The organism is Pseudomonas sp. FP2335 (assembly GCF_030687535.1).
In the GTDB taxonomy this organism is placed as follows: Bacteria; Pseudomonadota; Gammaproteobacteria; order Pseudomonadales; family Pseudomonadaceae; genus Aquipseudomonas.
Genome location: NZ_CP117437.1, coordinates 5,621,823 through 5,636,536 on the forward strand (window position 1 = coordinate 5,621,823; position 14,714 = coordinate 5,636,536).

Genomic DNA, 14,714 nt, shown 5'->3' on the forward strand with positions numbered 1-14,714 from the left:
CGCGAATGCGGTGGGTCAGCCGGCATCTGTATTGGCTGACCCACCGCATTCGCGAGCAAGCCCGCTCCCACACAAGCCCGCATTCACATTGGGATGGTATTTCAATCATCCACCTGCTTGGCGGGCGGGAGGGTGAACCCCGACACCGACCTGCGCAACTGGCTGGCCATTTTCGCCAAATTGCCGATGCTCTCGGCGGTCGCGGTCGAGCCCGAAGACGTCTGGCTGGTGATCTGCTGGATCACGTTCATGGTCAGCGAAATCTGCCCCGCCGAAGACGTCTGTTGCTGCGCCGCATTGGAGATGCTCTGGATCAGCGCCGCCAGGGTTTTCGACACGCCTTCGATCTCTTCCAGCGCCACCCCAGCGTCTTGCGCCAGCCGCGCGCCGCGTACCACTTCGGTGGTGGTCTGCTCCATGGAGATCACGGCTTCGTTGGTGTCGGCCTGAATGGCGCGCACCAGGGTTTCGATCTGCCGCGTCGCCGCCGAGGAACGTTCGGCCAGGCGTTGCACTTCATCGGCGACCACCGCGAAACCACGCCCGGCATCCCCGGCCATGCTCGCCTGGATCGCCGCGTTGAGCGCGAGGATGTTGGTCTGGTCGGCGATGTCGTCGATCAGGCTGACGATGTCGCCAATTTCCTGGGACGACTCGCCCAGGCGCTTGATGCGCTTGGCGGTGTCCTGGATCTGCTCGCGGATGTTGTCCATGCCGTGGATGGTGTTGTGCACCACCTCGTTGCCTTTGTTGGCGATTTCCACCGAGCGCTCCGCCACCGCCGAAGATTCGGCGGCGTTGGCCGAAACCTGGTCGATGGACTGGGCCATCTGGTTGATCGCGGTGGACGCTTCGGCGATCTGCTGGGCCTGATGCTCCGAGGCCTGGGCCAGGTGCATGGCGGTAGCCTGGGTGTCCTGCACTGCGCCCGCGACCTGGCCGGCGGTGAGGTTGATGGTGGCGACCAGGTCGCGCAACTGGTCGACCGAATAGTTGATCGAGTCGGCGATGGTGCCGGTGAAGTCTTCGGTCACCGAGGCGGTCACGGTGAGGTCGCCGTCGGCGAGGTCTTCGATTTCATCGAGCAGGCGCATGATCGCGTTCTGGTTGCGCTCGTTCTTCTCGGCGGTTTCGTGCAGTTGGCGATTGGTCTCGCGCACCATCACCAGGCCGATCAGGATGATCGAAGCCAGCGCCAGCAAGCCCAGCACGTAGCCGCCGATGGTATCGAAGGTGCGCCCGCTGGCGAGGTTTTCAAACCCGGTGGCCAGGTGCGAGGCTTCATCGAGCAGGGTTTGCGAGAGGTTGAAGATGTTGCTCGCCGACGCACGCACCTGGAACAGTTGCGGCGAGGTTTCGAGGATTTCATCCACGGAGCCGGAGACAAACTCGAACAGCTCCGCAATCTCCGCCAGCCGCGCACGGGCGTCGCGGTCCTCGACCTGGGTGATGCGCAGCCCGGCGTTGCCCTGGAGCATGCCGTTGAGCACCTGGCCGAAGCGGTTGGCATCACGGCCAAACGCATCGGCGGCCTGCACGGCGGTTTCGTCGCCGGCGAGCACGGTGTTGACCGCACCGAGGATGCGTTCGGCGAGCAGCGATTGGCGCTGGGCCAGCGCCACCTGGCTGGCCGGGGCGCCGCGTTGCAACAGGATGTCGACGACTTTTTCCGACTCCATCTGCAATTGCGGCACGGTTTCGGCGAGGGTCGCGGCCACCTGGTGCAGGGACAGCACGGTCTGTTCGCTGGCGAGGATCGCGTCGGTGTTCTTCAGCAGCGCTTCCCAGTCGGTCTGCACCGCACGCATCTCGGCGCGCACCGCGCTGGGGGCGGCGGGCAGGCCGGTTTGCGGGTCGCCTTTTTTCAGGTAGCCCCAACGCTGGGCGAAGTCGTTGCGCGCCTCGCCGAGCAGCTTGAACGCGGCGGCTTTACCGGCGGCGGCTTCGGTGGCGTTCTTGGCGATGCGCTGGGACAACACGCGCAATTCACCGGCGTGGCCGATGTACTGCTTGTCGTAGGTGGACTGGGTGTTGAGGTAGGCGAAGTTGGCAAACAGCAGCATGATGAACACGATCAGCGCGATAAACAGCACGATGATCTGTGAGCGGCTGTGCGAGGCGGCCTGGGGTTTGGGCGTGGTAGCGGTGGTCATGCGGCGACATCCATGAAGCCAGGGGCCTGGGCCAAGGCGAAGGGGCTGAAGACCTGCCATGGCTGATCGCCGTCGAACTGGCCCTGGATAAACGGCGCGCCGGGGGTGACGTTCACCCGCAATGCGTCTTGTGCGAAATGCTGCATGCCCACCACCTCGTCCACCAACAGCCCGACAAACAGGTCGTTGTATTCCACCACCAGTACGCGCCGTTGCTTGCTCGCCTTGGACAGCGCCTGGCCGAGGAACCCACCGAGGTCCATCACCGGCAACAAGCGTCCACGCAGATTAGCCACGCCCTTGACCCAGGTCTTGACCCCGGGCATTAAAGTGCAGCGCGGCTCATGCAGGACTTCGGCGACTTCGCCCATGGGCGCGACGAACCAGTGCGCGCCCACGCGAAAGCCGATGCCGCTCCAACCCTGCTGCCGGGTTTCCTGGGACGGCAGGTCGGCAGCCAGCAGGCGGCAGCGGCGGTCGATGTCCAGCAACAGCTCGAAGGCGGTTTGCGACTCGGTCATGATCGCCTGCCGTCAGCCGGCCAACACCTTGTTCAGGGTGGCGATCAGGGTGTCTTCATCCACCGGCTTGGTAAGGTAATCCTTGGCGCCCTGGCGCGCGCCCCAGATCTTGTCGGTTTCCTGATCCTTGGTGGTGATGATGATAATCGGGATGCCGTTGGTTTCCGGCTCCTTGGACAGCTGGCGGGTGGCCTGGAAGCCATTGAGGCCCGGCATCACGATGTCCATGAGAACGGCATCGGGTTTTTCCTGGCGGGCCAGGGCCACGCCGTCTGCGCCGTTTTCGGCCTTGAGGACTTCGTGGCCATGCTTTTCCAGCATGCCGGTCAATTTGTACATTTCAGTCGGCGAATCGTCGACGATCAGAACACGTGCCATGGTTTTCCCCACTAACTTGGTAGACGCCGGCCCTTGTGGGGCGGTGTCAGTGTGCTTGTTCTGCTGCGGCGAAGGCAGGCACGTAGGCCTTGATCGCGCCCAGCAGTTCTTCCTTGCTGAAAGGCTTGGTCAAAAACTGATCGACACCGACGATACGCCCCTTGGCCTTGTCGAACAGGCCGTCCTTGGAGGACAGCATGATCACCGGGATCGACTTGAACGCCGGGTTGTTCTTCACCAGGGCGCAGGTCTGGTAGCCATCCAGGCGCGGCATCATGATGTCGACAAAAATAATGTGCGGGTGATGATCAACAATCCGCGCCAGGGCATCGAAACCGTCGATGGCCGTGATGACCTCGCACCCCGCGTTCTTCAACAGGGTCTCGGCGGTACGGCGGATCGTCTTTGAATCGTCGATCACCATCACTCTCAAGGCGTTGGAATGCTGTTCCATATCTGCTCTACCATCGCCACAGCGAATCGGTTTTCGGTGTGTACTGCCTGACGTCTCACAGGGTGAGTGCCGCAAGCCTTGGATCTCAAGGGCTGCTGCGCTGTGGCAGTCTTTTTAGCACAGTCTCCGGGCGCAATCTATCGAGCAACCGGCCAGGTGGTTTTTCCTTGACCCACAACAGCCGCAGCGCCACTCTGACGCCACTTTTATGCGCCCTAATTTGCTAGAGGAAATCCCCCATGAGCGTTCGCGTCGGCATTGTCATGGACCCTATCGCCAGCATTTCCTATAAAAAGGACAGCTCGCTGGCCATGCTCCTGGCCGCCCAGGCCCGCGGCTGGACCTTGTTCTATATGGAACAGCGCGACCTGTACCAGGGCGACGGCGAGGCCCGCGCGCGCATGCGCCCGCTGCAGGTGTTTGCCAACCCCGAGAAGTGGTTCGAACTGGGAGACGAAACCGACAGTTCCCTGAGCGACCTGGACGTGATCCTGATGCGCAAGGACCCGCCGTTCGACATGGAGTTCGTCTACTCCACCTACCTGCTGGAGCAGGCCGAACGCGCCGGTGTGTTGATCGTCAACAAACCGCAAAGCCTGCGCGACTGCAATGAAAAGCTGTTCGCCACCCTGTTCCCACAATGCACGCCGCCGACCGTGGTCAGCCGCCGTGCCGACGTGTTGCGTGAATTTGCCGCCAAGCACGGTGATGTAATCCTCAAGCCGCTGGATGGCATGGGGGGTACGTCGATCTTCCGTCACCGCGCCGGCGATCCGAACCTGTCGGTGATCCTGGAGACCCTGACCGCCCTGGGCACCCAGCAGATCATGGGCCAGGCTTACCTGCCGGCGATCAAGGACGGCGACAAGCGCATCCTGATGATCGACGGCGAGCCGGTGGATTACTGCCTGGCGCGGATCCCGGCAGCCGGCGAGACCCGTGGCAACCTGGCGGCCGGTGGACGTGGCGAAGCACGGCCGCTGTCGGACAAGGATCGTTGGATCGCCTCCCAAGTCGGACCAACCCTGCGGGAAAAAGGCCTGTTGTTTGTAGGCCTGGACGTGATCGGTGAGCACCTGACCGAAATCAACGTCACCAGCCCGACCTGCATCCGCGAGATCGACAACGCGTTCGGCACCAATATCGGCGAAATGCTGATGGCTGCCATCGATCGCAAGCTACAAGCCAAGTGACATAGAACAGCCGGACACAAACCAACATTGCGTTATCATGCGCCACCTGTGAAACGCGCGATGTTGGTTCCTCTGTCATGACACTCCCGTCCGAACTGCCCCCCGAACTCTCCCACAGCAGGGTGCGCCCGGCTGATCGGCTCGGATTTACCCTGTTCCTGGCTGCGTTGATTCACCTGGCCCTGCTCCTCGGCGTGGGTTTCACCATGGTCGAACCCAAGCAGATCACCAAGACCCTGGAAATCACCCTCGCCACGTTCAAGAGCGAAAAGAAGCCCGAGAAGGCCGATTTTCTCGCCCAGGACAACCAGCAAGGCAGCGGCACCCTGGACAAGAAAGCGGTGCCCAAGACTACGCAAGTGGCGCCATTCCAGGACAACAAGGTCAACAAAGTCAGCCCACCGCCGACGCCCAAGCCCGAGGTCCAGCAGACGGTACCCAAGCCCACCGTGACCACCGTCGCGCCAAAACCGCAGAAAGCGCCGGTGCAACGCGAAAAAGCCAAGACCGAGCCGCAGCCCCAGCCCGTCAAGCCGGCGCCGACCTTCGACAGTTCGACGCTGACCGACGAAATCTCCAGCCTCGAAGCCGAACTGGCCAACGAACAACAGCTGTACGCCAAGCGCCCGCGCATCTACCGGCTGAATGCCGCCTCGACCATGCGTGACAAGGGCGCCTGGTATAAGGATGAGTGGCGCAAGAAGGTCGAGCGCATCGGTAACCTCAACTATCCTGAAGAGGCCCGTCGCCAGCAGATTTATGGCAATTTGCGCTTACTGGTGTCGATCAACCGCGATGGTTCGTTATATGAAGTGCTGGTACTCGAGTCCTCCGGCCAGCCCTTGCTGGACCAGGCCGCCCAGCGCATCGTGCGCCTGGCCGCACCTTTTGCACCGTTTACCGGCGACCTGAACGACGTCGACCGCCTGGAAATCATCCGCACCTGGAAGTTTGCCAAGGGCGACCGCCTCTCCAGCAACTAAATCAGACACTTGTAGTGAGCGGGCTTGCCCCGCGCTGGGCGGCGAAGCCGCCCCAATCCATTCACCTCGGTCTTTCTGAAACACCGCGGCGTAGCGTTTGGGGCGGCTTCGCCACCCAGCGCGGGCAAGCCCGCTCACTACACGCCAGGCTTGTCAGTTCGCCCCTCCAACGCCACACTAGCGGACATGAAAAACGTCAGCCCGACCTACCTCAAGCACCAATTCCTGATCGCCATGCCTCACATGGCCGACCCGAACTTTGCGCAGACCTTGACCTACATTGTCGAGCACACCGCCAATGGTGCCATGGGGTTGGTGGTGAACCGCCCGCAAGAGCTGAACCTGGCGGACATTCTTGAGCAACTGCGCCCCGAGGCCGACCCGCCGGCTCGCTGCCAGGGCGTGCCGATCTACATCGGCGGGCCGGTGCAGACCGATCGCGGTTTTGTCCTGCACCCCACCGGGCCGAAGTTCCAGGCCACGGTCGACCTGGACGGCGTGTCGCTGTCCACGTCCCAGGATGTGTTGTTCGCCATCGCCGACGGCGTGGGGCCCGAGCACAGCCTGATCACCCTCGGCTACGCCGGCTGGGAAGCTGGCCAGCTGGAGGCCGAACTGGCCAGCAACGCCTGGCTGACCTGCCCGTTCGACGCCGACATCCTTTTCAACACCCCCGTGGAACTGCGCCTTGACGCCGCTGCGGCCAAGCTGCGGGTCAACCTGAGCCTGCTGACCAGCCAGGCGGGGCACGCCTGATGGCTTTGCGTCTGATCCTCGGTTTTGACTACGGCACCAAACAGATCGGCGTAGCGGTCGGCCAGGTGATCACCGGCCAGGCCCGCGAGCTGTGCACCTTGAAAGCCCAGAACGGCGTACCGGACTGGAACCAGGTCGAAGCCCTGATCAAGGAGTGGAAGCCCGACGCCGTCGTGGTCGGCCTGCCGCTGAACATGGACGGAACCCCAAGCGACATGTGCCTGCGCGCCGAAAAATTCGCCCGCCGCCTCAATGGCCGCTACAACCTGCCTTTCTATACCCACGACGAGCGCCTCACCACCTTTGAAGCCAAAGGTGAACGCCGCGACCGTGGCGGCCAGAAAGGCAGCTACCGCGACAACCCGGTGGACGCCATCGCCGCCGCCTTGCTGTTGCAGGGCTGGCTGGATGAAAACACCGCTTTATTTGAATCCTGACTGACGCGGCTTGCCGCGTCTTTTTACGTTTGAGCCCGGACCTTGCCTGCGCCAAGGTCCTGAAGGAGCCTGCATGAGCTTGCCGAACCCCGCCGAACTGATCAGCCAAATGGCCAAAAACCTCACGGCCCATCTGCAACACCGCGCCATCAGCGAGCCACGCTTCATCGGCATTCGCACTGGCGGTGTGTGGGTCGCCCAGGCATTGCTGGAAGAATTGGGCAGCGACGCGCCCCTCGGCACCCTGGACGTGTCGTTCTACCGGGACGACTTCAGCCAGAACGGCCTGCATCCGCAAGTGCGCCCATCGGCCCTGCCGTTCGAGATCGAAGGCCAGCACCTGGTACTGATCGACGACGTGCTGATGAGCGGGCGCACCATCCGCGCCGCCATGAACGAACTGTTCGACTACGGCCGCCCGGCCAGCGTGACCCTGGTCTGTCTGCTGGACCTGGACGCCGGCGAATTGCCGATCAGCCCGGATGTGGTCGGCGCGACGCTGTCGCTGGAACCCCACCAGCGGGTAAAATTGTCCGGTCCCACGCCGCTCGAACTCGAACTGCAAGACCTTGCCCTTTAAACCGCCTTGTAAAGAGTCCCCGCGATGACGCCTCTAGATGCCAAGCGCCCGCTGCAGCTCAATGCTCAGGGTCAGTTGCAACATTTCTTGTCCCTCGACGGTTTGCCCCGCGAACTGCTCACCGAAATCCTCGACACTGCCGACTCGTTCCTTGAAGTCGGCGGCCGCGCGGTGAAGAAGGTCCCGCTGCTGCGCGGCAAGACCATCTGCAATGTGTTCTTCGAGAACTCCACCCGCACCCGCACCACCTTTGAACTGGCGGCCCAACGGCTGTCGGCCGACGTGATCACGCTGAACGTGTCGACCTCGTCGGCGAGCAAGGGCGAGACCCTGCTCGACACCCTGCGCAACCTGGAAGCCATGGCCGCCGACATGTTCGTGGTGCGCCACGGCGACTCCGGCGCCGCGCACTTCATCGCCGAGCACGTGTGCCCGCAGGTCGCGATCATCAACGGCGGCGACGGCCGTCACGCCCACCCGACCCAGGGCATGCTCGACATGCTCACCATCCGTCGGCACAAGGGCAGCTTTGAAAACCTGTCGGTGGCCATCGTCGGCGACATCCTGCACTCGCGGGTTGCGCGCTCGAACATGCTGGCCCTGAAAACCCTGGGCTGCCCGGACATCCGCGTGATCGCGCCAAAAACCCTGCTGCCCATCGGCATCGAGCAATACGGTGTGAAGGTCTACACCGACATGGCCGAAGGCCTCAAGGATGTGGACGTGGTCATCATGCTGCGCCTGCAGCGCGAGCGCATGGCCGGTGGCCTGCTGCCGAGCGAAGGTGAGTTCTACCGCCTGTTCGGCCTGACCACTGCGCGCCTGGCCGGTGCCAAGCCGGACGCCATCGTGATGCACCCCGGCCCGATCAACCGTGGGGTGGAGATTGAGTCGGCGGTGGCCGACGGCACCCAGTCGGTGATTCTCAACCAGGTCACCTACGGCATCGCCGTGCGCATGGCCGTATTGTCCATGGCCATGAGCGGGCAAACCGCGCAACGTCAATTCGAGCAGGAGAACGCCCAGTGAAGCTCAGCATCCTCGGCGCCCGCGTCATCGATCCGGCCAGTGGCCTGGATCAAGTCACCGATCTGCATCTTGAAGCCGGCAAGATCATCGCCATCGGCGCCGCCCCGGCCGGTTTCAGCGCCGTTGAAACCATCGACGCCAAAGGCCTGGTGGCCGCGCCCGGGCTGGTCGACCTCAACGTCGCCCTGCGCGAGCCGGGCTACAGCCGCAAAGGCAGCATCCTCAGCGAAACCCGCGCCGCCGCTGCCGGTGGCGTGACCAGCCTGTGCTGCCCGCCGCACACCAAGCCGATCCTGGACACCTCGGCGGTGACCGAGTTGATCCTCGACCGCGCCCGTGAAGCCGGCAACTGCAAAGTGTTCCCCATCGGCGCCCTGAGCAAAGGCCTGGAAGGCGAACAACTCGCCGAACTGATCGCCCTGCGCGACGCCGGTTGCGTGGCCTTCGGCAACGGCCTGGAAAGCTTTCGCAGCACTCGCACCCTGTGCCGCGCCCTGGAATATGCGGCCACCTTCGACCTGACGGTGATCTTCCATTCCCAGGACCGCGACCTCGCCGAAGGTGGCCTGGCCCATGAAGGTGCCGTGGCCAGCTTCCTCGGCTTGCCCGGCATCCCCGAGACCGCCGAGACCGTGGCCCTGGCCCGCGACCTGCTGCTGGTCGAGCAAAGCGGCGTGCGCGCGCACTTCAGCCAGTTGACCAGCGCGCGGGGCGTGGCCCTGATCGCCCAGGCCCAGGCCCGTGGCTTGCCGGTGACGGCGGATGTGGCGTTGTATCAGTTGATCTTGACCGACGAAGCGCTGATCGACTTCTCCAGCCTGTACCACGTGCAGCCGCCCCTGCGCACCCGTGCCGACCGTGATGGTCTGCGGGCGGCGGTGAAGTCCGGGGTGGTCTCGGCGATTTCCAGCCACCACCAGCCCCACGAACGCGATGCCAAGTTGGCACCATTTGGCGCGACTGAGCCGGGGATCAGCAGCGTTGAGCTGTTGTTGCCCCTGGCGATGACGTTGGTTGAGGAAGGCTTGCTCGATTTGCCGACGCTGCTGGCACGCTTGAGCGCGGGTCCTGCCGACGCCCTGCGCTTACCGGCGGGTAAGCTCGCGGTGGGTTCGGCGGCGGATCTGGTGCTGTTTGACCCGGCCAGTTCCACCGTTGCCGGGGAGCATTGGCTGTCGAAGGGTGAAAACTGCCCGTTCATTGGCCACAGCCTGCCGGCGACGGTGCGCTACACCCTGGTCGACGGTCGGATCAGCTACCAGGCCTAAAGCGGGCAGGATAAAAAATGTGGGAGCGGGCTTGCTCGCGAATGCGGAGTGTCAGTCGCTGAAGATGTTGACTGATCCACCGCATTCGCGAGCAAGCCCGCTCCCACATTCAGTTCCGTGTATGCCCCTAGAAAGAAACTCAGCGGCCGCCATTGCGCTCGGCATTGCGAATCGAAATCTGCGTATTCAACGTCCAGAAGTCATACAGCACCCCCACCAGGAACAAGCCGCCGGTCAGCAGGTAGATCAAGCCGCTGATCCATTTGCCCTGGTACATGCGGTGCACGCCGAACACACCCAGGAACGTCAACAGCACCCAGGCCACGTTGTATTCGATGGGCCCGGCGGTAAAACGCAGGTCGGCTTCACGGTCCATGGCGGGGATCAGGAACAGGTCGATCAGCCAGCCAATCCCCAGCAAACCTAAGGTGCAGAACCAGATCGTACCTGTCACGGGTTTGCCGTAATAAAAACGGTGCGATCCGGTGAAACCGAAAATCCAGAGCAGGTAGCCGATCACCTTGCTATGGGTGTCGGGCTGCGAAATTGCCTGTCGATAGGTGTTCATGGCGTACCTCTTTTCACTCGATAGATAAATTTTTTCACTTTCTTTGTGACTTTTTTACAGGCGCCCGACGTACGGCAGATGGTATCTTCCCTCCCCTGAAAGCCTTATGCCACCTGACTTGTGTAGGACAATTGCGGCGTTTCGTCGCGTTTTTCCTGATTTTGACCCCAAGGTTCAGTCGACAAACGGCCTGATAACGGCAAAAAAAGCTGTTATAAAGTTGCGCGCAAACCAAAAAGAGCCACGCCTAATGCGACCATTTTTCAAGACATGGCTAACCATTTGCCTATTAATGCCACTGGCCGCCCACGCCACCAATCGTGAGCAACGACTTCCGAACGTCAACGGTTTCACCCCTAAAGTTCACAGCACACCAGCCACCGCCAAAAGAGAAAAGCCGACCGTCAACCGACCTACTCAAGTGAGCAAGGTTCACGGCAAGGCCCTTCATAACTCACTGGCGCTGAACAACACCAAGCAAAGCAGCAATGTACTCAGCCGCGCCGTCAATGTGCTCGGTACTCCCTACCGTTGGGGCGGCAGCAGCCCAAGTAAAGGCTTCGATTGCAGCGGTTTGGTGAAATATGCGTTCAACGACGTTGCCGCAGTGGATTTGCCGCGCACGTCCAACGCCATGGCCGCCGGCCACGGGCAAAAGGTTGATCGCAAGGACCTGAAGCCGGGCGACCTGTTGTTCTTCAAGCTCAAGAGCCGTCAGGTCAACCACGTTGCCATCTACCTGGGCAACGACCGCTTCATCCACGCGCCGCGTCGTGGCAAGTCGGTGAGCATCGACACGCTGAAGAAGCCGTTCTGGGACAAGAACTACGTGATCGCCAAGCGGGTTTTGCCCAAAGAGCAGAACAACCTGCGGGTTGTGCAACGCTGATTTCAAGCTGCAATGCAGTACAAAATGTGGGAGCGGGCTTGCCCGCGAATGCGGTGTATCAGTACCAGATGAGCTGACTGACACTCCGCATTCGCGAGCAAGCCCGCTCCCACATTTGGTTTTCATTGTTCTCAAGCGCTATATATCACCAGGCACCCTCGCCTTCTCCCGCGCATCCTCGCGGCTGACGAGCCCCTCGCCCACCAACGCCTTCAAGCTCATATCGAGCGTCTTCATTCCCAGTGCCCCGCCGGTCTGGATCGCCGAGACGATCTGCGCCACCCTGTCCTCGCGGATCAAATTGCGGATCGCCGGTGTACCCAGCATGATCTCGTGCGCCGCCACCCGCCCGCCGCCAACCTTCTTCACCAGCACCTGCGACACCACTGCCTGCAACGACTCCGACAGCATCGCGCGGACCATGGCTTTTTCGCCGGCCGGGAACACGTCCACCAGCCGGTCCACGGTCTTGGGCGCCGATGCCGTGTGCAGGGTGCCGAACACCAGATGCCCGGTCTCGGCGGCGGTCAGCGCCAGGCGGATGGTTTCCAGGTCGCGCAACTCGCCGACCAGGATCACATCCGGGTCTTCGCGTAGCGCCGAGCGCAAGGCCGTAGAGAAACTAAGGGTATCGCGATGCACCTGGCGCTGGTTGATCAGCGCGGCTTTCGGCCTGTGGATAAATTCGATGGGGTCTTCCAGGGTGAGGATGTGCTGGCGTCGATGCTGATTGAGGTAGTCGATCATCGCCGCCAGGGTGGTGGACTTGCCCGAGCCGGTCGGCCCGGTGACCAGCACCAGCCCGTGCGGCAGTTGGGCTATGCGCTGGAACACCTCACCCAGGCCAAGGCTCTGCAGGCTCTGGACCTGACTGGGAATGCTGCGAAACACCGCGCCCATGCCACGGTCCTGGCGGAACACGTTCGCCCGGAACCGCGCCACGCCGGGCAGTTCGAAAGCGAAATCTGTATCAAGAGATGTTTCGAAATCCTTTTGCTGGTATTGATTGAGCAAAGGGCTGAGCAGATCCGCCACCTGGGGCGGTGAGAGTGCCGGGCAATCCAGCGGCCAGACCTCGCCGTCCACACGCAACATCGGCGCCAGGCCAGCCGACAAATGCAGGTCGGAGGCGCCACGGCGCACGCAGGCCGTGAGCAGTTCAGTGATATCCATAGGGCTTTCCATTTCCAGTAGAATGCCGCGGACTCCATATCCACGGGCGCATCTTGAATGTCGACGATAGCAGACAACATCGATCTGGTTAGCCAGCGGATCCGCGCCGCAGCCGACGCCGTGCAACGTGACGCCAGCAGCATCCACCTGCTGGCCGTGAGCAAGACCAAACCCGCCCAAGCCGTGCGGGAAGCCTATGCCGCCGGCATGCGCGATTTTGGCGAAAACTACCTGCAAGAAGCCCTGGGCAAACAGGCCGAATTAACCGACCTGCCCTTGAGTTGGCACTTCATCGGCCCCATTCAATCGAACAAGACGCGCGCTATCGCCGAGAACTTCGCTTGGGTGCATTCCGTGGAACGCCTGAAAATCGCACAACGCCTGTCCGAACAACGCCCTGCCGACCTGGCACCGCTGAATATCTGCATCCAGGTCAACGTCAGTGGTGAAGCCAGCAAGTCCGGCTGTACGCCCGCCGACCTGCCGGCCCTGGCCGAGGCGATCAGCGCTCTACCGCGCTTGAAGTTGCGTGGGTTGATGGCGATCCCCGAGCCGACTGAAGATCGCGCCGCGCAAGATGCAGCCTTCGCCACGGTGCGCGAGCTGCAAGCCAGCTTGAATCTGCCGCTGGACACACTTTCCATGGGGATGAGCCATGACCTTGAGTCGGCCATCGCCCAAGGCGCCACTTGGGTGCGGATCGGTACTGCACTGTTTGGCGCCCGCGACTACGGCCAGCCGTGAAGCGGCTGACTTTTCACTGAATAAGGACCTGTCATGAGAGACACGCGTATTGCCTTTATCGGCGCCGGTAACATGGCGGCCAGCCTGATCGGCGGCCTGCGGGCCAAGGGCCTGGACGCCGCGCAGATCCGCGCCAGTGACCCCGGTGCCGAAACCCGTGCCCGCGTCAGCACCGAGCACGGTATCGAAACCTTTGCCGACAATGCCGAGGCCATCCAGGGCGCCGATGTGATCGTGCTGGCGGTCAAGCCACAGGCCATGAAGGCCGTGTGCGAAAGCCTGCGCCCGAGCCTGCAACCGCAGCAGTTGGTAGTGTCCATCGCCGCCGGGATTACCTGCGCGAGCATGACCGCCTGGCTCGGTGCCCAGCCGATCGTGCGCTGCATGCCCAACACCCCTTCGCTGCTGCGCCAGGGCGTGAGCGGTTTGTATGCCACCGACGCCGTCAGCGCCGTACAGCGCGATCAGGCCCAGGAGCTACTGTCCGCCGTGGGCATCGCCCTGTGGCTGGAGCAAGAACAGCAACTGGATGCGGTCACCGCCGTGTCCGGCAGCGGCCCGGCGTACTTCTTCCTGTTGATCGAAGCCATGACCGCTGCCGGCGTCAAACTGGGCCTGCCACAGGAAGTGTCCAAGCAACTGGCCGAGCAGACCGCACTGGGCGCAGCCAGGATGGCCGTGACCAGCGACGTCGACGCCGCCGAACTGCGCCGTCGCGTGACCTCGCCGGGCGGCACGACCCAAGCCGCCATCGAATCGTTCCAGGCCGGGGGCTTTGAAGCCCTGGTGGAAACAGCACTGGGTGCCGCAGCACATCGTTCGGCAGAAATGGCCGAGCAGCTGGGCAAATAGTCGTCCCCTTCAAGGAATCAAACATGCTCGGACTCAATGACGCGCTTATTTTCATCATCCAGACACTGGGCAGCCTGTACCTGCTGATCGTGCTGATGCGTTTTATCCTGCAACTGGTGCGGGCGAACTTCTACAACCCGCTGTGCCAATTCGTGGTCAAGGCGACCCAGCCGCTGCTCAAGCCCCTGCGTCGGGTAGTCCCGAGCATGTTCGGGCTGGACATGTCATCGCTGGTACTGGCGCTGCTGTTGCAGATCCTGCTGTTTGCGGTGGTGTTGCTGCTCAAGGGCTTCCTGCCCTACACCGTGCTGCTGTTGCCGTGGGCACTGATCGGCATCTTCTCGCTGTTTTTGAAGATTCTGTTCTGGTCGATGATCATCAGCGTGATTCTGTCCTGGGTCGCACCGGGCAGCCGCAGCCCTGGCGCCGAGCTGGTGTACCAGATCACCGAGCCGGTGCTGGCACCGTTCCGTCGGTTGATCCCGAACCTGGGTGGCCTGGACATCTCGCCGATCTTCGCGTTTATCGCAATCCAGCTGATCCAGGGTTGGGTGATCCCGTACCTGGCTGAATTTGCCGCGATGCCCAAGATGCTGTTCGGGTTGATCTGACACGCAACACCTAAATGCGGGAGCGAGCTTGTGTGGGAGCGGGCTTGCTCGCGAATACGGAGTGTCAGTCACCAGATGAGTGGCTGACCCACCGCTTTCGCGAGCAAGCCCGCTCCCACACAAAC

Annotated in this window: 17 protein-coding genes; 11 read left to right on the forward strand and 6 right to left on the reverse strand. The window is 62.4% G+C overall.

Going from position 1 to position 14,714, the window contains the following annotated elements; genetic code table 11:
* Positions 1–101 precede the first annotated feature (101 nt).
* Genes PSH81_RS25390 through pilG form a run of 4 tightly spaced genes read right to left on the reverse strand, consistent with a single transcriptional unit; the run spans position 102 to position 3,506 of the window.
* Entirely contained in the window at positions 102–2,153 is a 2,052-nt protein-coding gene (locus PSH81_RS25390) for a methyl-accepting chemotaxis protein (protein ID WP_305391679.1), read from the reverse strand.
* The gene (locus PSH81_RS25395; protein ID WP_192301262.1) at positions 2,150–2,674 is read right to left on the reverse strand and encodes a chemotaxis protein CheW; all 525 of its coding nucleotides are present in this window, start codon (positions 2,672–2,674) and stop codon (positions 2,150–2,152) included. Before PSH81_RS25395 ends, PSH81_RS25390 begins: the two co-directional genes overlap by 4 nt.
* Before the next feature lie 12 nt (positions 2,675–2,686).
* The gene (gene pilH / locus PSH81_RS25400; protein WP_034101258.1) at positions 2,687–3,052 is read right to left on the reverse strand and encodes a twitching motility response regulator PilH; all 366 of its coding nucleotides are present in this window, start codon (positions 3,050–3,052) and stop codon (positions 2,687–2,689) included.
* 46 nt (positions 3,053–3,098) lie between these two features.
* The gene (pilG, locus tag PSH81_RS25405) at positions 3,099–3,506 is read right to left on the reverse strand and encodes a twitching motility response regulator PilG (protein ID WP_305391680.1); all 408 of its coding nucleotides are present in this window, start codon (positions 3,504–3,506) and stop codon (positions 3,099–3,101) included.
* Between the two features lie 239 nt (positions 3,507–3,745).
* On the opposite strand from pilG, the gene gshB reads away from it, so the two are divergent.
* The 7 genes from gshB (at position 3,746) to PSH81_RS25440 (ending at position 9,752) form a co-directional block, all read left to right on the forward strand.
* A complete protein-coding gene (gshB, locus tag PSH81_RS25410; RefSeq protein WP_226454550.1) occupies positions 3,746–4,699 on the forward strand; it encodes a glutathione synthase in 954 nt (317 codons plus the stop codon).
* Between the two features lie 77 nt (positions 4,700–4,776).
* Complete coding sequence (locus PSH81_RS25415; RefSeq protein ID WP_305391681.1) at positions 4,777–5,682, forward strand: energy transducer TonB; 906 nt, start codon at positions 4,777–4,779, stop codon at positions 5,680–5,682.
* 186 nt (positions 5,683–5,868) lie between these two features.
* On the forward strand, positions 5,869–6,438 hold the full coding sequence (locus PSH81_RS25420; RefSeq protein ID WP_192301259.1) for a YqgE/AlgH family protein: 570 nt from the start codon (positions 5,869–5,871) through the stop codon (positions 6,436–6,438).
* Positions 6,438–6,875, forward strand: a complete 438-nt coding sequence (gene ruvX, locus PSH81_RS25425) for a Holliday junction resolvase RuvX (RefSeq protein ID WP_003195067.1) — start codon at positions 6,438–6,440, stop codon at positions 6,873–6,875. Before PSH81_RS25420 ends, ruvX begins: the two co-directional genes overlap by 1 nt.
* A 73-nt stretch (positions 6,876–6,948) precedes the next feature.
* Positions 6,949–7,455 (forward strand): bifunctional pyr operon transcriptional regulator/uracil phosphoribosyltransferase PyrR, encoded by a 507-nt coding sequence (pyrR, locus tag PSH81_RS25430; RefSeq protein WP_226454552.1) that lies wholly within the window; start codon positions 6,949–6,951, stop codon positions 7,453–7,455.
* Positions 7,456–7,479: 24 nt separating this feature from the next.
* Positions 7,480–8,484, forward strand: coding sequence for an aspartate carbamoyltransferase catalytic subunit (locus tag PSH81_RS25435; RefSeq protein ID WP_192301257.1), 1,005 nt, complete (start codon positions 7,480–7,482; stop codon positions 8,482–8,484).
* Complete coding sequence (locus PSH81_RS25440) at positions 8,481–9,752, forward strand: dihydroorotase (RefSeq protein ID WP_226454553.1); 1,272 nt, start codon at positions 8,481–8,483, stop codon at positions 9,750–9,752. The genes PSH81_RS25435 and PSH81_RS25440 overlap by 4 nt, the downstream gene beginning before the upstream one ends.
* Before the next feature lie 139 nt (positions 9,753–9,891).
* Here the strand turns inward: PSH81_RS25440 and PSH81_RS25445 are convergent, their stop codons facing one another.
* Positions 9,892–10,320, reverse strand: coding sequence for a TM2 domain-containing protein (locus PSH81_RS25445; RefSeq protein ID WP_226454554.1), 429 nt, complete (start codon positions 10,318–10,320; stop codon positions 9,892–9,894).
* A gap of 250 nt (positions 10,321–10,570) precedes the next feature.
* Between PSH81_RS25445 and PSH81_RS25450 the strand changes: the two genes are divergently transcribed.
* Positions 10,571–11,209 carry a C40 family peptidase gene (locus PSH81_RS25450; RefSeq protein ID WP_226454822.1) on the forward strand — a complete coding sequence of 213 codons (639 nt, stop codon included), beginning with the start codon at positions 10,571–10,573 and terminating at the stop codon, positions 11,207–11,209.
* 138 nt (positions 11,210–11,347) lie between these two features.
* On the opposite strand, the gene PSH81_RS25455 is transcribed toward PSH81_RS25450, so the two are convergent.
* Entirely contained in the window at positions 11,348–12,382 is a 1,035-nt protein-coding gene (locus PSH81_RS25455) for a type IV pilus twitching motility protein PilT (RefSeq protein ID WP_305391682.1), read from the reverse strand.
* A gap of 57 nt (positions 12,383–12,439) precedes the next feature.
* Between PSH81_RS25455 and PSH81_RS25460 the strand changes: the two genes are divergently transcribed.
* Genes PSH81_RS25460 through PSH81_RS25470 form a run of 3 tightly spaced genes read left to right on the forward strand, consistent with a single transcriptional unit; the run spans position 12,440 to position 14,589 of the window.
* A complete protein-coding gene (locus PSH81_RS25460) occupies positions 12,440–13,126 on the forward strand; it encodes a YggS family pyridoxal phosphate-dependent enzyme (RefSeq protein WP_192301253.1) in 687 nt (228 codons plus the stop codon).
* Between the two features lie 33 nt (positions 13,127–13,159).
* Positions 13,160–13,978: a pyrroline-5-carboxylate reductase gene (gene proC / locus PSH81_RS25465; RefSeq protein WP_226454556.1), complete on the forward strand. Its 819-nt coding sequence runs from the start codon at positions 13,160–13,162 to the stop codon at positions 13,976–13,978.
* A 23-nt stretch (positions 13,979–14,001) separates the two neighbouring features.
* Entirely contained in the window at positions 14,002–14,589 is a 588-nt protein-coding gene (locus tag PSH81_RS25470; protein WP_226454557.1) for a YggT family protein, read from the forward strand.
* Positions 14,590–14,714 lie beyond the last annotated feature (125 nt).